Origin of the sequence: Thiocapsa sp. (assembly GCF_022340925.1) — a bacterium.
Lineage (GTDB): Bacteria > Pseudomonadota > Gammaproteobacteria > Chromatiales > Chromatiaceae > Thiocapsa.
This window is the reverse complement of record NZ_JAJDNA010000107.1, coordinates 1-20,932: the sequence shown is the minus strand read 5'-3', so window position 1 is coordinate 20,932 and position 20,932 is coordinate 1. Positions and strand designations below refer to the sequence as shown.

Annotated in this window: 17 protein-coding genes and 1 pseudogene; 12 read left to right on the top strand and 6 right to left on the bottom strand. The window is 65.9% G+C overall.

The window, feature by feature from the left end:
* The first annotated feature begins 4 nt into the window (after positions 1-4).
* Positions 5-1,306, top strand: a complete 1,302-nt coding sequence (gene bamB / locus LJE61_RS13105) for an outer membrane protein assembly factor BamB (RefSeq protein ID WP_296912066.1) — start codon at positions 5-7, stop codon at positions 1,304-1,306.
* A 5-nt stretch (positions 1,307-1,311) separates the two neighbouring features.
* On the top strand, positions 1,312-2,709 hold the full coding sequence (der, locus tag LJE61_RS13100; RefSeq protein ID WP_296912068.1) for a ribosome biogenesis GTPase Der: 1,398 nt from the start codon (positions 1,312-1,314) through the stop codon (positions 2,707-2,709).
* A gap of 488 nt (positions 2,710-3,197) precedes the next feature.
* On the opposite strand, the gene LJE61_RS13095 is transcribed toward der, so the two are convergent.
* Complete coding sequence (locus LJE61_RS13095) at positions 3,198-4,049, bottom strand: isocitrate lyase/PEP mutase family protein (protein ID WP_296912069.1); 852 nt, start codon at positions 4,047-4,049, stop codon at positions 3,198-3,200.
* Between the two features lie 508 nt (positions 4,050-4,557).
* Between LJE61_RS13095 and LJE61_RS13090 the strand changes: the two genes are divergently transcribed.
* The 5 genes from LJE61_RS13090 to LJE61_RS13070 all read left to right on the top strand — a co-directional run bounded on the left by LJE61_RS13090 (position 4,558) and on the right by LJE61_RS13070 (position 11,248).
* The gene (locus tag LJE61_RS13090; protein WP_296918605.1) at positions 4,558-5,985 is read left to right on the top strand and encodes an MBOAT family O-acyltransferase; all 1,428 of its coding nucleotides are present in this window, start codon (positions 4,558-4,560) and stop codon (positions 5,983-5,985) included.
* Between the two features lie 11 nt (positions 5,986-5,996).
* The gene (locus tag LJE61_RS13085) at positions 5,997-7,238 is read left to right on the top strand and encodes an alginate O-acetyltransferase AlgX-related protein (protein WP_296912074.1); all 1,242 of its coding nucleotides are present in this window, start codon (positions 5,997-5,999) and stop codon (positions 7,236-7,238) included.
* A 442-nt stretch (positions 7,239-7,680) separates the two neighbouring features.
* Positions 7,681-8,397: a hypothetical protein gene (locus tag LJE61_RS13080; RefSeq protein WP_296912076.1), complete on the top strand. Its 717-nt coding sequence runs from the start codon at positions 7,681-7,683 to the stop codon at positions 8,395-8,397.
* A 250-nt stretch (positions 8,398-8,647) separates the two neighbouring features.
* On the top strand, positions 8,648-9,775 hold the full coding sequence (gene ald / locus LJE61_RS13075; protein WP_296912078.1) for an alanine dehydrogenase: 1,128 nt from the start codon (positions 8,648-8,650) through the stop codon (positions 9,773-9,775).
* Positions 9,776-10,126: 351 nt separating this feature from the next.
* Positions 10,127-11,248 carry a cytochrome-c peroxidase gene (locus LJE61_RS13070; protein WP_296912080.1) on the top strand — a complete coding sequence of 374 codons (1,122 nt, stop codon included), beginning with the start codon at positions 10,127-10,129 and terminating at the stop codon, positions 11,246-11,248.
* Positions 11,249-12,189: 941 nt separating this feature from the next.
* Here the strand turns inward: LJE61_RS13070 and LJE61_RS13065 are convergent.
* Positions 12,190-12,858: a hypothetical protein gene (locus tag LJE61_RS13065; RefSeq protein ID WP_296912082.1), complete on the bottom strand. Its 669-nt coding sequence runs from the start codon at positions 12,856-12,858 to the stop codon at positions 12,190-12,192.
* A gap of 549 nt (positions 12,859-13,407) precedes the next feature.
* Here LJE61_RS13065 and LJE61_RS13060 point away from each other — a divergent pair.
* Positions 13,408-14,340, top strand: coding sequence for a glutathione S-transferase family protein (locus tag LJE61_RS13060; protein ID WP_296918603.1), 933 nt, complete (start codon positions 13,408-13,410; stop codon positions 14,338-14,340).
* A gap of 183 nt (positions 14,341-14,523) precedes the next feature.
* On the opposite strand, the gene LJE61_RS13055 is transcribed toward LJE61_RS13060, so the two are convergent.
* The 4 genes and pseudogenes from LJE61_RS13055 to LJE61_RS13040 all read right to left on the bottom strand — a co-directional run bounded on the left by LJE61_RS13055 (position 14,524) and on the right by LJE61_RS13040 (position 16,047).
* Positions 14,524-14,880 (bottom strand): hypothetical protein, encoded by a 357-nt coding sequence (locus LJE61_RS13055; protein ID WP_296912086.1) that lies wholly within the window; start codon positions 14,878-14,880, stop codon positions 14,524-14,526.
* A 142-nt stretch (positions 14,881-15,022) separates the two neighbouring features.
* On the bottom strand, positions 15,023-15,175 hold the full coding sequence (locus tag LJE61_RS13050) for a DUF3096 domain-containing protein (RefSeq protein WP_296912099.1): 153 nt from the start codon (positions 15,173-15,175) through the stop codon (positions 15,023-15,025).
* A 9-nt stretch (positions 15,176-15,184) separates the two neighbouring features.
* Positions 15,185-15,319, bottom strand: a pseudogene (locus LJE61_RS13045) (DUF3096 domain-containing protein); the annotation flags it as partial.
* Between the two features lie 20 nt (positions 15,320-15,339).
* Entirely contained in the window at positions 15,340-16,047 is a 708-nt protein-coding gene (locus tag LJE61_RS13040) for a type 1 glutamine amidotransferase (RefSeq protein ID WP_296918601.1), read from the bottom strand.
* A 425-nt stretch (positions 16,048-16,472) separates the two neighbouring features.
* On the opposite strand from LJE61_RS13040, the gene LJE61_RS13035 reads away from it, so the two are divergent.
* The 4 genes from LJE61_RS13035 to LJE61_RS13020 all read left to right on the top strand — a co-directional run.
* Positions 16,473-17,444, top strand: a complete 972-nt coding sequence (locus LJE61_RS13035; protein ID WP_296912089.1) for an SLAC1 anion channel family protein — start codon at positions 16,473-16,475, stop codon at positions 17,442-17,444.
* A gap of 91 nt (positions 17,445-17,535) precedes the next feature.
* Positions 17,536-17,850 carry a hypothetical protein gene (locus tag LJE61_RS13030; protein WP_296912092.1) on the top strand — a complete coding sequence of 105 codons (315 nt, stop codon included), beginning with the start codon at positions 17,536-17,538 and terminating at the stop codon, positions 17,848-17,850.
* A gap of 147 nt (positions 17,851-17,997) precedes the next feature.
* Positions 17,998-18,669, top strand: a complete 672-nt coding sequence (locus tag LJE61_RS13025; RefSeq protein WP_296912094.1) for an ABC transporter ATP-binding protein — start codon at positions 17,998-18,000, stop codon at positions 18,667-18,669.
* On the top strand, positions 18,666-20,932 hold a 2,267-nt coding region (locus LJE61_RS13020), incomplete at its 3' end, for an FtsX-like permease family protein (protein ID WP_296918599.1). The genes LJE61_RS13025 and LJE61_RS13020, both read left to right, overlap by 4 nt.

The window sequence follows — 20,932 nt, the reverse complement described above, 5'->3', positions numbered from 1 at the left end:
GCCTATGGTCACTCAACGCACATCGGGAGCCGGCCATCTCGGCATGTTCCTTCTCGCCTCGCTGCTGAGCGGTTGTGGCATGATCCCCTGGCTGGGTGGCGAAAAAGACCCGAACCCGCCGACCAAGCTCGGCGACATCGTCGAGACGGTCGGCCTGACCACCCTCTGGTCGGTGCGCGCGACCCGGGGCACGATGGGGCGAAGGCTCTATCTGGTCCCGGCACTGGCGGGCGAACGCATCTATCTCGCAGATTCACGCGGTCGCCTGGCTGCCGTGGCCACCGACAGCGGACGCGTCCTCTGGGAGCGTGACACGGGACTGCATTTCAGCGGTGGGCCGGACGTCAGGGGCGATCGACTTGTGATCGGCACCAGCCGGGGCGAAGTCCTCGCCTTCTCCAGCGCAGACGGTGCCGAGCAGTGGCGCACCCAACTCGGGAGTGAGGTCTTGTCGGTGCCACGCCTGACCGACAATGCCCGCGTCGTGGTCCACACCCTTGACGACAGCATCTACGGGATCGACGCGAACACGGGTGCCGAGCAGTGGCGCATCAACTACCCGGCTCCCGTGCTGACGCTGCGCGGGAGCAGCAGCCCGGTCGTCACTCCGGGCGGGGTCATCGTGGGACTCTCCGGCGGCAAGCTCGTCAAGCTCGACCCGTCAGACGGCAGCCCGCTCTGGGAGGTCACGATCACCCGCCCGAGCGGACGTTCGGAGCTCGCGCGCATCGCCGACATCGACGCCGATCCGCTCGTGATCGGGACCATTGCATTCGTTGGCTCCTACAACGGCGATCTGGCCGCCGTCGACATCACCACCGGCACCGTCCTCTGGCGCCGTGAGCTCTCTGCCCACGCCGGACTCGCCGCCGACCAGTCTGACCTGTTCATCACGGATTCGAGCGACCAAGTCTGGGGGGCGGCCCCGAGCGACGGGGCCGGACGCTGGCGTCAAGAGGCGCTTCGCTACCGTCAGCTCACCGCCCCCGCGCTGCTGCCCAACCTGGTCGCGGTCGGCGACCTGGATGGTTACGTCCACCTGCTTGCACGATCGGACGGCCGCCTGGTCGGCCGCACCCGCATCACCGGTAAAGGGGCGATTACGGCACGACCGCTGGTTGCGGGCGGCCGTCTGTATGTCTATGCCGATGATGGCACGCTTGCAGCCCTCAGCCTCGGTAGCGCTTCGCCCACGCGGTCGGGGCTGCGCGGCGCGCCGCCGGCCGGAGCCGGGGCAGCCGCACGAGATGTCGACACCGGAACAGCGCAGCCGACGGATGTCCCGCCAATGGACACGACGCCCTGAACGGCATGCTGCCCGTCGTCACATTGATCGGCCGGCCCAACGTCGGCAAATCGACGCTGTTCAACCGCCTCACGCACACCCGGGATGCCCTGGTGGCCGACTTCCCGGGTCTGACCCGCGACCGCCAGTACGGGATCGGGGTGGTGGGCCCTGGGCCCTACGTCATCGTCGACACGGGCGGGATCAGCAAGTCCGCGGATGGCGTCCAAGCCCTGATGGAGCGCCAGGTCCAGCTGGCGATCGACGAGGCCGACCACCTGCTCTTCCTGGTCGATGCCCGCGACGGCTGCACGCCGGGCGACATCGACATCGCCTCGCGCCTGCGCCGGCTCGGCAAACCCGTCTCGCTGGTGGTGAACAAGAGCGACACCACGGACCCGGCCATCGCAACTGCCGACTTCCACCGCCTTGGCCTCGACGAGCCCAGGGCGGTTTCCGCCACCCAAGGGCTGGGTGTGCGCGACCTGATCGACAAGGTCTTCAGCCGGCTGCCGACACCGAGCGCAGAGGCGGAAACCTCGGCGGCAGGAGAGGGGATCCGCGTGGCCGTCGTCGGACGCCCAAACGCGGGCAAGTCGACGCTCATCAACCGCCTGCTCGGCGACGAGCGGGTCGTCACCTTCGACAGCCCGGGAACCACCCGCGACAGCATCTTCATCCCCTTCGAGCGCCACGGCCGCCACTACACGCTGATCGACACCGCAGGGGTGCGGCGCCGCGCGCGCGTCGAGGACGCCATTGAGAAATTCAGCGTCATCAAGACACTCCAGGCAATCGACGCCGCCAATGTGGTCATCCTCGTGCTTGACGCCCACCAGGGGGTGGGCGAGCAGGACGCCACGCTCGCGGGCCACATCATCGAGCGCGGCCGCGCGCTGGTGGTGGCAATCAACAAGTGGGACCGCCTCGAGTCCGACCAACGCGAGCAGGTCAGGACCCAGTTCGCACGCAAGCTCGCCTTTCTCGACTTCGCCAAGATGCAGCTGGTCTCCGCCCTCCACGGCAGCGGGGTCGGCCTGCTGCTCGACGAGGTCGATCACGCCTATGCCAGTGCCACCCGCGATCTGTCGACGCCCGAGCTGACACGCCTCTTGGAGCTGGCCATCCGGGAACATCAGCCTCCGCTCGTTCACGGTCGACGGATCAAGCTCCGCTACGCGCATCAAGGCGGTCGCAACCCACCCATCATCGTCATCCACGGCAACCAGACCGAGGCCTTGCCGGACAGCTACCGGCGTTATCTGATCAATCGCTTCCGTCGCGAGCTCGACCTCGTCGGCACACCCTTGCGCCTCGAGCTCAAGAGCGGCACCAACCCCTTCGAAGGGCATCGCAACAAGCTCACGCCTCGTCAGATCAAGCACCGCCAACGTCTCAAGACATTCGTCAACCGCAAGCGATAACCCGCACTCCCCGCGCAGCCCGGCCGGAGCGCGCGGGGATCCGGTGGCGGCCTCATGCGATGGCAGGGGACATCGGATTCCGCGTTACTCCCTCCAGGCTAAAGGTGGAACCGCATCACGCAACTCGCTGGAGCCCTCCCCTGACGGGCTCACCCGCGCCACCAGCTCTTGGGACCCGTTGGACTTGAGGCTTGATCGACTACCACGTCGTTCCGGCAGGACACCGCCCGCCCCTCGCTCGAGGTCTACGAGAACGATCCGCGTCGCGTCGCCCACAGCAACGAAATCCTGACTCGGATCTTCGTACCGATCCGCTGAGCGATGACGGAGGGCGCTCCCCCGTTCTCGACGACCGTCATCCAACGATTGAGGCCCGTCGGCAATCTCATGGTGCAAGGGACCGGCTCCATGGGGGCACGGCGTGCGTCCGGATACGGCATCGGCCGACGCCGAGCGGATGCAGTCCCGCTGATGTCCACAGGGGCAAGTCAGTAGCGCTTCAAGAGCGCGTCGTAGGCATCGAAACCGACCAGCTCGCGCAGCGTCCCGAAGTCGACCCGCCGGGCCGGCGTCCGCCCGACGGCAAGCTCAATCAGGGCCTCGCGCATGGCGAGGACGGCCGAGCTGAGCAGGGTCAGCGGGTAGGCGGCGATGCGGTAGCCGATCTCCGCCAGGCGCGCCGGCGGCAGGATGGGGGTCACGCCCTCCTCCAGCATGTTGGCCATCCGGATACCCGGGACCTCCGCGCAGAAGCGGCGCATCTCCGCCTCGTCGCGAGGAGCCTCCAGGAAGAGAATGTCGGCGCCCAGATCGGCGAACGCGCCGAGGCGCCAGAGCGCTTCCTCGAGACCCAGCGCGCTTCGGGCATCGGTGCGGGCGACGATCAGGATCCCCGCACCGGCATCGCGGGCATCGATCGCGGCCCGCACCCTCCGCATGGCCTCGTCGCGTTCGACTACCTCCTTCACCCCGGTGTGGCCGCAGCGCTTCGGCATGACCTGATCCTCGATCATGACGCCGGCGAAGCCGGCGCGGGCGTATTGAGCGACGGTGCGCCGGACGTTGGCCGGATTGCCATAGCCTGTGTCACCGTCCCCGATCACCGGGATGCGAACCGCCTCGCAGATGTTGCGCCCCTGGTCGAGCATCTCCGTTACCGAGATCAGACCGGTGTCCGGCACCGCCAGCCGGCTTGCCGAGACCGCGAAGCCGCTCATGAAGGTCAGGGGAAAGCCAGCCTGCTCGATCAGCCGCGCCGACAAGGCATCGAAGCAGCAGGGCATGGTGAGCAGATCGCCGCGCTCGAGGAGCGCGCGCAGGCGGGCGGCGGATTCGCTCATCCCTTACCCCTCCGCGGCGAGTCGAGCGGATCGGCCGGCGCCCCAAAGTAGCGTGACGGCCCAACGATCTTGTCCGCCGCATGTGCATCTCTGGGGCGAATCAAGCAGCCACACGCCGGGCGGAAGCGGAGGGTTGCCGGAAACATGGAGTGGCTCGTGTCAGGATCTTCTCGACTTGAGTATACCGATCCTCCTGCGATCCAGCCCGGCGCGATTGACCGGATCGACAGCACCGCGGACGACGACGGCCCGGCGACCGCCGGACTCGATCCGGCGGCCGCGATGCGCCGTATCCGAACCGAATTCTTGGCGCGCCTTCCAGACGCCCCGCAGCCCCGCTGGCGCAACAATATGCCAGAGGATGCTGCGGAAGTCCGGCCGCACCGGGCGGTGACCGATAATGAGCGGCCCACAGTCCCATCATTGCACCCCGCATCTGCGACATCTCCGCGGCTCGGAGAACTGAGGTAAACTTGCCCTTCCGATCCCAGCGCGAACCCCTCCGAACGTGGTCTTTTCATCCGTTACCTTTTTGTTCTTCTTCTTGCCTGCGTTCTTGCTCTGCTACGCGCTTCTACCTTTTCGAAATGCGACCCTGCTCCTGTTCAGCTCTTTGTTTTATCTGTGGGGCGAGGGGGTCTTTTTTCTCGTCCTGATCGCCTCCGTCATCATCAATCATCTCGCTGGGCGACAGATCGCGTCCGCATCGCAGGGCCACCGCCGGGTCGCACTGACGCTAGGCCTTATTGCCAACCTCTCCTTATTGTTCTATTTCAAGTACTTTGGTTTCCTCGTTTTCGACATACTCGGTTTGACCGCGTTCGACCCCGCATCCGTTCCGCATTTGCCTTTAGGCATCTCATTCTTTACCTTCCAGGCAATCTCCTATCTGATCGATGTATATCGTCGGGACGCACGTCCAGCAGACTCGGTCTGGGATGTCGCGCTCTATATCATGATGTTCCCTCAGCTCATTGCAGGACCCATTGTCCGCTATGCGGCTGTCGCCCGACAGATCCAGCGGCGCACCATCCATTTCAACTACGCGATCCATGGCATTCTGTTCTTCGCCGTAGGACTGAGCCAAAAGGTTCTCATCGCGAATAACGTCGCGGGCGTCGCTGATGGCGTCTTTGCCCTCCCCCAGGCCTCGCTCGATGCTGCGCTCGCCTGGACCGGCACTGTCGCCTACACGCTGCAGATCTACTTCGATTTCGCGGGATATTCTAATATGGCGATTGGCCTCGGTTTACTATTGGGCTTCAAGTTCCCCCACAACTTCAACTACCCATACATCTCGCAGTCCATTACCGAGTTCTGGCGACGTTGGCACATGTCCTTATCCAGCTGGTTTCGTGACTATCTCTACATCCCGCTCGGCGGTAACAGGCATGGCGCGTTGACGACCTATCGGAATCTGCTGGTCGTCTTTCTGCTGTGCGGCCTATGGCACGGCGCAAGCTGGACCTTCGTGGCCTGGGGCCTCTTTCATGGCGCGCTGCTGATCGCAGAACGTGCCGGTTTGTCGCGCGCCCTTACCCTGCTACCTCCGGGACTTCGCCACGCCTATGCGTTGGTGTCAGTCTGCGTCGGATGGGTTTTGTTTCGTGCGGAGAGTTTCGGGCAGGCCGGGCGTTTCCTTGAGCAGATGTTCTTTTTCTCCCCCGGCCCTGCGAGTGCGCCGGGTATGTGGGAGTATGTTTCCACGCAGCAACTCTTCTTTGGCGTACTGGGGGTGATTGCCGCCACTCCGATGGCGCGGCGGGTCGCGACAAGGTTCATCACGGATCGAGACCTGACCGTCACCCGTCGGGCAGCCCATGGGGGTAAGGCGCGCGTCGCCACCGACCTGGGCTTTGCCTTGGTGTTGATCGCCATCTGTGGGGTTTACATCGCGTCTGGCACCTATAACCCATTCATTTATTTCCGTTTCTAGGGAGCTCCCAGATGTCCGCAAAGGGCGCCCGCCGCCGAAAGTATGTCTACGACGCGGAGTCTCGGCTTTTCACCTTGTTCTTGGCCTTTTTTTTCGGTCTCCCAGCACTCCTTATGCCTTTCACCGATGGCGAACTCCGGTCCCGATGGGAGAATCGTCCGCTCGCGAAATTCCCTTCCGATATTCATCGGTCAGGTGAAGCATCCTTTTTCAGAGAGATCGACGCCTATTTGAACGACCATTTCGGATTTGCTCTGGAGATGAATCGGATCTATCGACAAATAGTCTTCTATGTATTTCATGACAGCCCTACGCCCAGAGTCACCCGGGGAGAAGACGGCTTTGTTTTTCTCAACGCCCATGCACCTGGCAAGCCTTTCGACGCTTTCCGCGCTCTTTGCTCTTTACAGGTTGGTGACACAGTTGCAGCCGCTGCTGTCGATTCGTGGAAACACGTCTTTGATTTCTACGCGCCCAGAGTTTCTCGCGTCGCTTTGTTGATCCCACCGAGCAAACCTGCATTGTATCCTGAGAAATTGCCACTTTCGGTCCCGCGGGAGCTCCGAAACACGTGCGCACAATATCGGGCCAGGCTTTCAGTACCAAAAGCCATCTCGGACTGGGGCCAATCATCCGGCGTCCGGATTGTGTACCCGATCGACCGCTTCTTCAAGGAGCGCTTCAATGGAAACTTCTATCCGCGTGAGAACTTTCACTTCAGCGGCGCCAGCGCTCATCTTCTAGCGTCACTGACCTTGGCGTCTTTGGGGATCGAAACGCCCGCTGTTTTTGACCGTTTCACATTGGCAAAGGCGCGTAACGACATGGACCAGGTTATCGGGTTCACGCGATCTTCAACCTTTCCGAGCTTCGATTACACCAGCTTCAAGACGAAGAGGGTATTCCGCGAGCCAGCAGGGGTTCTTCGTTATTATCGCAAGGCGACAGATTTTGGCACCTTGAACACCGGGAATCCATTGTCAGACCGCAACGCCCTGATGATCTCAGACTCATTCGGGGCGTTCCTCGTAGAGCATCTTGCTCCAGGTTATCGATCCCTGATCTATGTCAATACGAATCATCTGGAGCAAGATGAAATGGCTTTGTTTTTTTCGGAATTCATCCAAACACAAAAGGTAGACGACCTTCTCTTCGTCTTTCATGACGGTGCAGTCGGCAGTCGCGGACGCAGCCTCGCGGCCGTCCTGGCTGACGTCGGTCGTCGATGGCCTGTGATCGGCGCGCTTGAATAGGTGACCGGAGGCGGCTCGACGACTGGACGTCCCGGCAGGCCTTACGGACGCCAATGCCGGCAACCGAGGAGAAGCCAACGTTGTTCTGGCGTAGACTTGGGGGTCGCGGGGTTTGAAGCGCCCCCCGAGATGACTCGCGTGCACCCCATTCGGCCCACTGACCGTGACCGCAGTCCGCCGAGCTGGAAGCGCGCCGCGGCCTCGTCCGGTTCTGGGTGTGCCGGCACTGCAATCGGCTTATGGAGCGCTCGTGCCCCGGCGGCACAGGATGTCCGCTACCGGTCTCATCGGGGCTCTCTGCCCCCAAGGGGTCAATGCCTCGTTCGAAGGTGCCTTCTTTATTTTCGCAGAGACCCGGATGGCGCCTTTAGCCAAGGCAAGTCCGTCTCCGCGGTCGATTCGGTCTCTCGATCCAACACCGCCAACCCCGTGGGAGGACGCCATGACACAGCCCCAACAGCGACCGCCTGAGGCGTATCAGCCGGCCGAGCCGGCGAAGCCGGGCATGGGCATCCTGAAGGTCGCGGCCTTGGTGCTGTTGACCGTGGTCATCTCCGTGGCCATCACCGTTTGGTTGATGACCACCTACATCTTTCCGAAAGAATTCAAGCCGGTCGAGCTCACCAGCAAAGAGGAAGCCGTCTTGGAGAAGAAGCTGCAGCGGTTCGGCCTCCAGAGGGAATCGACCGACAAGCCCATCGTGGCGCCTTCCGGCGACGTCGTCGAGGGCAAGCTGCAGCCCGAACCCTACAGTGAGGTCGGGGCCAAGCGCGAGGTCGCCTTCTCCGAGCGCGAGCTGAATGCCTTGCTGGCCAAGAATACCGATCTTGCGGACAAGCTGGCGATCGACCTGGCCGACAATCTGGCAAGCGCCAGACTGCTGTTCCCGATCGACCCTGATTTTCCGGTGCTCGGAGGCAAGACATTGAAGGCATCCGCCGGACTGGAGCTGGCCTATGCCAAGGAGCGCCCAATCGTCATCCTGAAAGGCGCCAGCGTTTGGGGCGTACCGGTTCCCAACGCCTGGCTTGGCGGGCTCAAGAACGTGGACCTGGTCAAGGAATTCGGCGGCCAGGAGGGATTTTGGAAGTCCTTTGCCGACGGCATCGAGAACATTCAGATTCAGGAGGGCAATCTGGTCATCAAGCTGAAGGAGTGAAGGTGCTGCTAGAGATGCTCCCGTTTCCGGATCACCCTCGACCGCGTTCGCGGTCCTCTGAACGGGGAACCGATTCGCCGGTGCGCGAAGACGCGTCGACATCCGCTCGGCCGGATCGAACGCGGCGCCACTGACGACTTGGGTCACGGCACTTCTCTGAGAGCACAGTGCGCCCCATCTCTCCTCCCTGTGGCGAATCATTCGTGCCGTCGAGGGGCACGAGGCCACGACAAATCGGGAGACCATCAGGATGCTGATCGGCGTTCCACGCGAGATTAAGACGCAAGAGTACCGTGTCGGCATGTCGCCCGAGTCGGCGGCGGAAGCGGTGCACCGGGGGCATGAGGTGCTGGTCGAGACCGCGGCCGGCGGCGGGATCGGCGCGAACGATGAGGCCTACCGGGCCGCCGGCGCACGGGTCTGCGAAACGGCGGAGGAGGTCTTCGACCGGGCCGACCTGCTGGTCAAGGTCAAGGAGCCCCAGCCCGAGGAGCGCGCGCGGCTGCGCGCTGGGCAGGTCCTGTTCTGCTACCTGCATCTCGCCCCCGACCCCGTGCAGGCGCGGGATCTGATCGCCTCGGGCGCCGTCTGTATCGCCTATGAGACGGTCACGGACACGCGCGGCCTATTGCCGCTCCTGCGGCCGATGAGCCAGGTGGCGGGGCGACTCGCGATCCAGGCCGGAGCCACCGCCCTTGAGATGGCCCATGGGGGGCGGGGCGTGCTCCTGGGCGGTGTGCCCGGCGTCGCGCCGGGACACGTGCTGATCCTGGGCGGCGGCGTCGTCGGTTTCAACGCCGCACAGATCGCGGTCGGCCTGCACGCGGACGTGACCATCCTGGACCGCGACCCCGCGGTGCTGGATCAGCTCGCGTTGCACTTCGAATCACGCGCACGTGTCGTCCACTCCAACCGGGCAACCCTCGACCGGTATCTTCGGGAGGCCGACCTGGTGGTCGGTGCGGTCCTAGTGCCGGGCGCCGCCGCACCCCGTCTGGTGACGCGCGAGATGCTCGGCTGGATGCGGCCCGGCGCCGTGCTGCTGGACGTCTCCATCGATCAGGGCGGGTGCTTCGAGACCTCGCGGCCGACCACCCACGACCTGCCGACCTTCGTGGTCGACGGCATCGTCCACTACGGCGTCGCCAACATCCCCGGTGCAGTGCCCCATACCTCGACCTACGCGCTGAACAACGCCACCCTGCCCTATGTGCTGGCGCTGGCGGGCAAGGGGTGGCGGGCGGCCATGCGCGACGACCCGCATCTGCGCGATGGCCTCAATGTGTGCGAGGGTCAGGTGACTCACCCGGCGGTCGCCGCAGCCCTGGGCTACGCGTACGTGCCGGCAGAGGACGTCCTGGGAGTCTGTGAGCCCTGACGGCGCCGTTGAGGCCCATCCGTCACCCCAGCATCCAATCAGCCCTGTCTGGGTCGGCCTCGGCGGCGATGCCGGTGTCGGCCCGCTGCCCGGCCGATGCGCCGGGGTGCTGGCGTTTTCCGTCCGGCAAGGAATGCGACGAGCCGGTCGCCGCGCTCGGCACCCGGTCCAACGCCTCCTGACCGTCCGAACAGCGCCCGCATGAGCAAGGTTTCTGCGCCTCGGCGAGTTGCTGTAAAGTTGCCGAGCCCGTTGCGCCACACTCCGGTCAGGGGCCGAACACCGGCCTGAAGGCTTCGTCGACCGGGAGGGTGCCGCCCGCAGACCGACAATCACCTGAGGAGACAAGACATGAGCGATATCCGCTATCCCATTGCAGGACTGGTCCTGATCCTGTCCCTGTGGATTATCTACGACCGCAACAGGGAGACCCCGCCACCGACACCTCCGGCTGAGCAACCGCCCGTTGCGGCTGCGGATGCAGTGGAACCCGCTGCGGCATCGGAGACCAAGAGCCCCGCTGTCGAGCCCGCGCCCGAGCCCCCGTCTGGCTACGCGGCCGGGCGCCTGTCGGCCCTGCCCCCGATGACCCACCCGGAGGACAACCCGGCCACGTCCGCGAAGATCGCGCTCGGCAAGCAGCTCTTCGTCGATCCGCGTCTGTCGGGCAGCGGAAAGACGGCCTGTCAGGGCTGCCACTATCGCCACCTCGGCTGGGCGGACGGCCGCGTCGCTTCGGCGAAGGACAACGGGGAGCTGAACACGCGGCATACGCCATCGCTGTACAACGTCGGCTACCAGACGGCCTGGTACTGGGACGGCCGCGCCACCACGCTCGAGGGACAGGTGCTGGCGGCCTGGAAGGCGCAGATCAACGCGGACCCGGAGCAGGCCACGGCGACCATCCAGGCGATACCCGAGTATGCCGCGCAGTTCGAGGCGGTCTTTGGCGGTCCAGCCACGCCGGAGACGATCGTCAAGGCCCTGGCCGCATATCTGCGGACCAAGAACAGCGACAATACCCCTTGGGACCGCTACGAGATGGGCAATCCCAGCGCCGTGACCCCGGACGCGATCGCCGGCCATGCGCTCTTTGTCGGTAAGGCAGGGTGCGCCGCCTGTCATGCGCCGCCCTACTACGGCAACAGCACCTTCTACAACGTCGGCCTCGAGCACGGGAAGGAGAACCCCGACCCAGGCCGTTTCAACGTGACCAAAGACGAGGCCGACCGTGGGGCCTTCAAGACGCCCTCGCTCCGGTCCGTGGCCCTGAGCGCCCCTTATTTCCACGACGGGAGCCGCGCCACGCTGGACCAGGCGGTCCGCTACATGGCCTCTGGCGGCAACCCGGACCCACGCAAGTCCGAGCTCCTGGTCGACCGCGAGCTGAACGACATCGAGATCTTTCAGATCGTCGCCTTTCTGCGCTCGCTGACAAGCGACGAAACCTGGGACATGCCGGAGATCCCCTGACCTGATCGGGTGTGACGAACGGATACCGACTCCACGACATGCACCCTGTTCGCCCCTCGATATCGATGAGCGCCGACGCCAGCGTCCGTCTTGGGCGCTGGTGTGACGACCGCCGGGACGGCCTGCCGATCAGCTTCCACCGACCCGCGATCAACCCCGCGGTGACCATGCAGAGTCCATCCCGCCCGCCCGGCATTGCTTGCGGGTGCCCGCCCTGCACAACCAGCCACGGACACCAGCCACCATGATCCGTCTTGGTCCCCTCGGCCTGCTGCTGCTCTATGCGCTGAGCGCCCCGCTGCTTCGCCACCTGGGGGCGGCTGATCGAGCCGCTGTCCACCCGAAGAGCGGCAGTTTGACCTTGCCCTCAGACTCGTCACTGGCTGAAATACCGGGGCATGGAGGCGCCTATGACCAATCAGACGCTTCACCCTGTGGGTGAGAGCGAAGGCAGAGAGTCGGGGCCGGTGCTCGATGAGCCCTGGATTCTCGGCGCCGACGTCACGGTCAAGCCACTCGATGGCCACCAGGAAGGAGCGGTGAAGGGGTACAAACCCACATCAGCCGGGGCGGCCATCGCACAGCTTACAAGTCCAGCGCCCCGGGCTGTGGGAGCTGCTCGGGCGTCTGCCGCGGGCGCACTGGCCGGCGCTGCTGCGCGGGGATCGTGACTGGGGCAGCGAGGCGAACATGGCCCGGGCCGAGCAGGACGGGATTCCCTTCCTGTTCAAGTTGCGCCTGACCCGAGGGGTCAAGAAGACCATCGAGCGTCTCATCCGGGCGCGTCCTGCTCTCGCGTGCCCTGGTGAAATAACTCGGGGGACGCCAGCTACGCGGACCGCCCGCGCTCCCCGCCCCGTCGTAGACGATTCGTCGCTCCCGTCCCGTGCGCCTCGCGGCCGGCGAACGGCCCGCGATAGGGGTAAGCTGGCGCGCTTAGGCTAACCGGCCCCGCCTGCGCTCGACATGGGCCTGGCGTACTTCGGAAACATCGCATCGAACCTGGGCCTGAGCTTCTCATGGTGCTGATGTGAGGTGTCGCGAAGGTCCAACTCGTAACGCAACACAGCCAGCTCAAAAAGCTGGCGCAGTTGCCGCGCGTCCACCTCATAGGAGTGGTCTGTGTCTTTTAGTTGCCGGATGACCGTCTCCATTCCGCGAGCCAGGATGAAGTTGTAGGTCGTGACGCAACCGTTCTTGTCTCTCCTCTCGGAATGGAGACCGCATCCGTCCAGAAGGGCATTCCGCAGCTGGTACAGCAGCTCCGCGTTGAGCGAGGAGAAGCCGAGATAGCGCTTCGTGAAGCGCTTGAAGCGCTTGCGGCCTTTTGAGAAGCGGCCGTCGCCGCGCGTCTGATCCGTACCGACGAGGAACTGACCAAGTAGGTCTATGCCCGCCAGGATCGCCATCGTGCCCGGTCGGATTGCTTCCCGGTCGATGGGGGCACCGGTGGCCTGATCGATCGCATCGATCCGCGCTCCGGTATTGGGGTCAAATCCGAAACAAGTGTCGATGTCCCGCCGCAAGAGATACAGGCAGCTGACTGTCTCGCCGGGAGACGCAGGCGCTGCTTCACGGGGGCTGCGAAAGAACCAATCAAGCTCCGACATGTCTGCTCCTCTGCGTTGCGCTTACGGGGCTCGCCATTGAGCTGCTCCTCGAGCCGGTTGGCATGGCCCCAGCCAAACGGCTTGTGCTTGATTCTACCCCTGACAGATCGTCAGTCGGACAAGCTCAACGGAAGGCATTCCACGCGCCCGCATTTTGTCTGCAGAGGTGCAGCAGGTCGCCCATGGGTCCGCGGTCCCCGTGACACCCCCGGTAAGGGATTTGGCTTATATACCCATCGCATGTGGGTTTTCCGGTCAGCAAGGTGCGTCGATCGCGCCCGAAAGCCAGACGCGACGAGGAATAGCCGGCTCTATTGCGAGGAGTCGCAACGCCGCTGTCGGGCACAAGAGACGTGCATCGCGGCGGAAAATCCCGATGCGACGGGTCTACATTTGCCCCGGACCGGCCGAGTGGCGTCTCGGGCGTGATTCGGCCCCAGCTCGCCCCCATGCTACTTCTGGATGGGCATGACTCACCCCTGCGCTCTGCAGGCGCCTCGACGGCGCCAGGGGACCCGGGCCGGCCGGAAACCGACGAGGAGAGATCGAATGCAAGGTGAGTTCGTCCGCTCGGAATCGAGCTTCAGGAGCTGGGTCACCGCAGACGGAGCACCCGGCCCGACGGGGGAAGGCGGCTTTCCGGCCGAGCCCGGTCGGTATCATCTCTATGTATCCTATGCCTGCCCCTGGGCCCATCGGACCCTGATCGTGCGGGCATTGAAGGGGCTGGAGGACGGCATCCGGGTCTCCGTCGTCCATCCGGTGATGCCGCCCGAGAGCTGGACCTTCAGGGACGACTACCCGGGTGCCACAGGGGATCGCGTCGAGGGCTTCAAGACGCTCGGTGAGCTCTATCGACAGGTCGAGCCCGGGTTCAGCGGCCTGGTCACCGTTCCCGTGCTCTACGACACCCGCCGCCGGACGATCGTGAACAACGAGTCATCGGAGATCATCCGCATGCTCAATCGCGCCTTCGATGCCTGGGGCCGGGGCGACCTGGATCTCTACCCGGAGCCCCTGCGGGCCGAGATCGACGCCATCAATGCCGAGGTCTACGAGAAGGTGAACAACGGGGTCTACCGCGCCGGTTTCGCGACCACACAGGCGGCCTACGAGGCGGCCTTCGACGCCTTGTTCGAGATGCTCGACGCGCTCGAGGCACGCCTGGCCCGGCAGCGATACCTGATGGGGATCCGGCCCACGGAGGCGGACTGGCGGCTGTTCACGACCCTGGTCCGATTCGACGCCGTCTATTACGGCCACTTCAAATGCAATCGCCGGCGTCTGATCGACTACCCGAGTCTATGGGCCTACACACGAGAGCTGTACCAGATGCCGGGCATCGCCGGGACGGTGCACATGGACCACATCAAGACCCACTACTACGCCAGTCACCGTCACATCAACCCCACGGGGATCGTCCCGAAGGGGCCCGAGCTCGACTTCAACGCTCCGCACGAGCGGGCGCACCAATCCGGCTGACCCGAGCGGGGTCGGGGTCCTGGTCGGCCGTTTCGCCGATTCCTGCTGCGCCGCGCCGACTGCAGGCGCCCGTCCGTGCCACCGGATTCCGGCCTCCGTGCCGGCTTGACGGCGAATTGATGCCTGCGACCGCGCGCGGAACGAGACACAGGGAGTGACGAGCGCCGCGGGCTCCCTGCGGACTCACTCGTCCCGCGGGGGGTCCAGACCGATCGGGCTGTACTGGATGCGCACGGACATCCAAAAGGCATAGGCCATGAGGACCAGCAGGAATCCGGCGATATCGAGGATCGAGAAGACGCGCTCCTGATCGACGACGAACCAGATGGCGGCCAGGACCACCCCGGTGAAGAGGATAGCCAGCACGTAGAGCGGGGCCAGGCCCATGCGCATGGCCTGGAGGTGCTGGTGGATATGCTGCTCGCGGTTTTCGGCGGCGGCGCGCGCGCGCGCGGCGACCACGGTGCGCCGATGGGTGAGCGCCTGATAGACCAGCCAGGCGCCGATGAGGACGCACACGGCTCCGAGATAATATTTCATCGCTTCGCTACCTCGATCATCAGCTGTGTGGCGGTGGCCTCGATGCCACCCCGTTTCGGATCCTACTCGCGCTTCGAGGACGCGACAAGCGAGGCCGGACCTGCCTCGCCCTTCCCCCGCGACAGGCGTGTCGGCCCCGGCTTCAGACTCGGATGATCCCTGCCTCCAGCACGCCGATGACGATGAGATAGATGCCGACCACGTAGTTCAGGATCGTCGGCTTGATCAGGATCACCACCCCGGCGACCAGAGCGATGACCGCCTGGGGCCTGACACTCTGGCCCTGGAAGAACACCAGGAGTCCGAGCACCCCGACGGCGAGCAGGTAGATGGAGAGCGCATAGCTCAGGACACGGGGAACGAGCAGGATGACCACGCCCGCGACGATGGCGAGCACGGACTGCAGCGGCCAGTTCGTGAGGAAGGCTGGAATCTCCATGCCCATGAATCAGCATCCCCTCAGGTGCCCGGCGGCGGGGTGAGATAATCCAACACCCCGTCCATGAGCGCGTTCGACTCCGTGTAGACGTCGGCCCCCGCGGCACGGATGGCGGCTTCGGTCTGGATCCAGGGCGCGGCCACCAGCTCGTCCCGGCAGTGGTCAATCAGGGCCGCGGCGCTCTCGGGCGTAGCCTCGAGATGGAACTGCAGGCCGATGACGTGGCGTCCGATCTGGAAGGCCTGATTGGCACAGGCGGCGCTGCTCGCCAGCCGGACGGCTTCGGGCGGCAGATCGAAGGTCTCGCCGTGCCAGTGGAAGACCCGGCTTTCGCACGGGAATCTGAAGCAATCGGCCGATGCACCGGTGCCGCCCGGGACCGACCAGACCGGAAACCAGCCGATCTCCTTCTCCGCATTCGGATAGACCCGCGCCCCGAGTGCGCTGGCAATCATCTGCGCACCGAGGCAGACGCCCAGCATGGGCACCCGGCGCGCCACCAGCTCGCGCAGGAACGCCTTCTCGGCGCGGAGCCAGGGCAGCTCGGCCTCGTCGTTGACGCTCATCGGCCCGCCCATGGCGATGACCAGGTCGATGCCGTCGGGCGCCGGCAGGTCGGGGTCGGCATAGAAGCGCGTGTAGCCGAGGGTCGCACCCCGTGCGGCGAGCCAGGGCCGCATCGAGCCGATGTCTTCGAACGGGACATGCTGCAGGACCTGGACCTTCATGGACGGCTCCGCCGGCGCAGTCGATCAGCCCTGGAGTCTAGCATGGCGCACGCGCGACAGGATCCGCCCGCCCCTCGCTGACCGCTTCGCGCGCGGCGAAGCAAACGATAACCAACCGAGCCAGTCTGAGATTTGTCAATGCGCGCCGTTTGCCTGCCCCCTAGACTGTGCCGTCAACCGATCCTGAATCTCCGAGGGCGTTCGGGGACCTCGCATCGCTGCGACCGACACCTCCCGACGTGTCTCGACCCAACCGGAGCCAGACCATGCCGCACCCTTCCCCGATCAGAGCACTCCCGCCAGGACAGGCCGAAGCGGTTTCTTACTGGCTGTGGGCTCCGGTGCTGGCGACGACGACGCTGCTCGCCGTCCTGTTGTTCGCGCCCACCCCACCCGTCCTCTGAGGCGCAACACCGGGAGTCCGCATGCATACGCAGAGTCTGCAGCCGAGTCGGCTCGAGCACTTTCCGATCTCCTTCTTCGCCATGGTGATGGGCCTCTCCGGCCTGACCATCGGCTGGGAGAAGGCTCAAAAGGTCCTCCAACTCGACCTGGGCATCACCCCCTGGCTGGTCGGCGCAACCGCAACCTTGTTCGTCATCCTTGCGCTCACCTACTTGACCAAGCTCGCGTTCTACCGGCAGGCGGTGGTCCAGGAGCTGCGGCATCCGGTCAAGCTCAACTTCTTTCCAACGATCTCGATCAGCCTGCTGCTGCTGTCGATCGCCTTTCTGCCGTTGATCCCCGTGGCAAGCCAAGCCTTGTGGCTGGCAGGCACCGCGCTGCACCTGGTGTTCACCCTGTACGTCGTGAGCGTCTGGATCCACCATGAGCATTTTCAAGTCCATCACATGAACCCGGCCTGGTTCATCCCCGCGGTCGGCAATGTGCTGGTTCCGGTGGCGGGAGTGCCGCTGGGGTACGCGGACGTCTCCTGGTTCTTCTTCAGCATCGGCATGCTCTTCTGGCTGATCCTCATGACGATCATCTTCTATCGGGTGCTGTTCCATAACCCGATCGAGGAACGACTGATGCCGACCCTCTTCATCCTGATCGCGCCGCCCGCGGTCGGCTTCATCGCCTACTCGCGGCTGGTCGGCGACCTGGACCCCTTCGGGCGGGTGCTGTACTTCGGCGGACTCTTCCTGACCCTGCTGCTGTTCACTCAGGCAGGCCGGTTCCTGAAGCTCGGCTTCTTCCTCTCCTGGTGGGCCTATTCGTTCCCGCTCGCGGCGATCAGCATCGCCAGCCTGCTCATGTTCGAGCAGTCAGGGCAGGACCTCTACCGCTATCTGGGCGTCGGTCTGCTGACACTCTTGACGGGGATCGTCGCCTTCCTGCTCGCACGCACCGCCGTGGCCGTGCGCCGTCAAGGGATCTGCGTGCCCGGACATTGAACCACCACGACAGGCTCCATGCCAACGGCCGAGGGGATCGACCCCCATCGGTCACGACGACCCGAATCGATTCTGCGCTCGAGGAGCAACCATGTCCGACACCGCCCCGCTGGTGCGATCGAAGCCCGGCCTCGCCCTGCTGTTTCTCATCCTCTCGTTCTCGGCCGGTCTGCTGCTGGTCTACAGCCGGGCACCGAATCAGCCGCCGGCCGCGGCGCCCGGCGAAACCGGCGGCGGTCCCGCGACGCCGTCGACCACATCGGACGGACGACCGGTCACCGAGTTGGACCTGGATGCCGCATTGACGGCCGTCCGGATCCAGTTGGCCGATGCCCAGACCCGGATCCTCAGACTCGAGCACGCGCTCGCAAGCATGCGCGCGCAGGCGCAGGGGGACGGGAGATGAGCGGTGCCCCTCCCCAGAGCAGCCCGCCGAGCTCCTGACCTGCAGGGGCTCTGCGGGAGCGGCACGCCTGGCCGACAACCCATGTGCGGTAGCTTCGGTGCGCGGGTATAGAATAGGGGCGGCCCCTCCCATCGATGCCGTGCCGCCATGCTGGAGATCGAGAACCTCACGAAGCGTTTCGACGCCGCCTTCGATCGCCCCCTGTTCGAGCGGGTCTCCCTGCGCCTGTCGCCCGGGGAGTCGGTCGCCGTCATGGGCGAGTCCGGTGTTGGCAAGTCGACGCTGCTCAATTGCATCGCCGGCCTGGAACCGGTCGACGGCGGCTGCATCCGCCTGCGCGACATGGATCTGACGACCCTTGACGAGGATGCCTTCGCGCGCCTGCGTCGTCGTCAATTCGGCTTCGTGTTCCAGGCATTTCATGTCCTGCCGCACCTCACGCTGGCCCAGAACGTCGCCCTGCCACTGTGGCTGCTCGACCTGGACGAGGCCGCTGCCGACCGGCGTGCCCGGACCATGCTCGGGCGGGTGGGTCTCGAGGAGCGGGCGGACGACTGGCCGCGCCACCTGTCCGGCGGAGAGATGCAGCGCGTGGCCATCGCCCGCGCGCTGGTGCACGGGCCGGCGCTCGTGCTCTGCGACGAGCCGACCGGAAACCTCGACCCCGAGCGGGCCGTCGGGGTGCTCGATCTCTTGTTCGAGAGTATCCATACCGCCGGCGCCATCGGCATCCTGGTCACCCACTCGCCGACGGCGGCGGCCCACGCCGACCGGATACTGCGTCTGACCCGGGGCGGATTGATCCCGGAGCCGATGTGATCGGCATCAGCCCCGCACTGTGGCATGTCTTCCTGGCAAGCCTGTGGCGCCGCCGCCTGGCCACTGCGCTCTCGCTGCTGGCGATCGCGCTGGGGGTAGCCCTGGGGTTGGCGGTGCAGCTCATCCACTCCGCCGCACTCGACGAGCTCGGCCGCGGCATGCGCCTGCTGAACGGCGAGGCCGATCTTCAGGTCGTGGGGCCGCGGCTCGGTTTCGACGACGTCCTCTATCCGCGGCTGGCCCTCCGGCCCGAGGTCGCCGTCGCGAGCCCGGTCCTGGAGATCGAGGCCCGTCTGCCCGGTCGGGACGAGACCCTGCGTGTCTTCGGGATCGATCTGTTCCGCGTCGGCGGGGTCACCCCATCGCTGCTGCCGGCAGCCGAGGCCCCGGGCGATGACGAGGCCGGCGCCTCGTCCCGGGCGGGAGACCGCCTGGCAGCACTGCAGCCCGACGCCCTGTTTCTGAGCCCCGCCGCATCGTCGCGCCTGGGGCTCGCATCGGCTGGTCCGCTTGCGGTCCAGGTGGGCATTCGCGAGGCGCACCTGCGCATCGCCGGCTCGGTCCCGGGCGCCGGGGTCGGCCAGGTGCTGGGCGTGATGGACATCGCCGCGGCCCAGCAGGTCTTCGACCGGATCGGTCGGCTGAGCCGCATCGACCTCCGTCTCGCCGCCGGGATCGAGCGCGAGCCGGCCCGCCGGAGCCTGGCCGACGGGCTGCCGCCCGGCGTCACCATCCTGACCCCGTCGGATGCGGAATCCGAGACCCTGGGCCTCTCGCGCGCCTATCGGGTCAACCTCACCATGCTGGCGGCCATCGCCCTGCTGACCGGCGGTTTCCTGGTCTTCTCGGCGCAATGGCTCGCGGTCGTGCGCCGCCGCCAGGACTTCGCCTTCCTGCGCGCGCTCGGGCTCGACCGCACCAGCCTGCGGCGCGGCCTGCTTGCCGAGGGCGCCACGCTCGGGCTGATCGGCGGCCTGGTCGGCGCCGTCCTGGCCTATCTGATGACCGCGCTCGCCTTCCGGGTGATCGGCGGGGACCTGGGCGCCGGCTTCTTTCGGGATGTCACCCCGGAGGTCCGCCTCCAGCCCCGACTGACCCTTGCCTATCTCGTCCTGGGGGTGCTCGCGGGCCTGGCCGGCGCCTGGCTTCCGGCACGCGAGGCGGCGCGGATGCTGCCCGCCCGCGCCCTGCGGGCCGGTGACGAGGCCGAGGTCTATCGGGCGCGCGCGCATTGGGGCGCGGCCCTGACCGTCCTCGCCCTGGCGGGTCTGCTCAGTCTCCTGCCGCCGCTCGACGGCGTTCCGGTGTCCGGCTATCTGGCGATTGCCCTGATTCTGATCGGCGCCGTCCTCGCGCTGCCGGGGACGACGCCCTGGGCGATGCGCCTGCTGACGGGGCGCCGCTCGACCCTGGTGCGGCTGGCGCGCGCGCGCCTGGCGGCCGCGCCTGGCCAGGCGGTGGTCGCCGGGGCCGGGGTCGTCGCCAGCGTCGCCTTGGCGGTGTCGATGGCAATCATGGTCGCCTCCTTCCGTGATTCGCTGGATGCCTGGCTGGGCCGGATGCTGCCGGCCGATCTCTATCTGCGTGCCTCCGAGTCCACCGCGAGCGGCTTCCTGGATCCCGCGTCGGTCGCCCAGGTCGCCGCCTTGCCGGGCGTGGTCTCGGTGCGCCCGGTCCGCTTCGAGACGCTCCGGCTCGCCGGGGTGCAGGGGGCAATCGCGCTGATCGCGCGCCCCGTGCACGGCAGCTCCGGTCTGCCGCTGGTCGCCGGGACGATCCAGCCGGTCGGCGGGCCGGACCCGCTCCCGCCGACCTGGATCTCTGAGGCCATGGCCGACCGGCTGCGTCTGGGGGTCGGCGATCGGCTGGACCTCCCGGTCGGCGATCGGGCGCGGCCCTTCCGGATCGCCGGCATCTGGCGCGACTATGCACGCCAACAGGGCGCGATCGTCATCGAGCTCGAGGATTTTCGGTCCTTCACCGGCGACAGCCGCACCAACGACCTGGGTCTCTTCCTCGAGCCGGGGACCGGGCCGGAGACGGTCATGACGGCGATCCGCGCGACGCTCGGCGAGCGGGTCAGCGAGATGATCCTGCCCGGGGAGCTGCGTACCATGATCCTCGGAGTTTTCGACCGCACCTTCCTGGTGACCTATGTGATGGAGGCGGTGGCGATCCTGATCGGCCTGTTCGGCATCAGCACCACCTTCGCCGCACTCGCCGCCAGCCGGCGCAGGGAATTCGGGATCTTGCGCCACCTGGG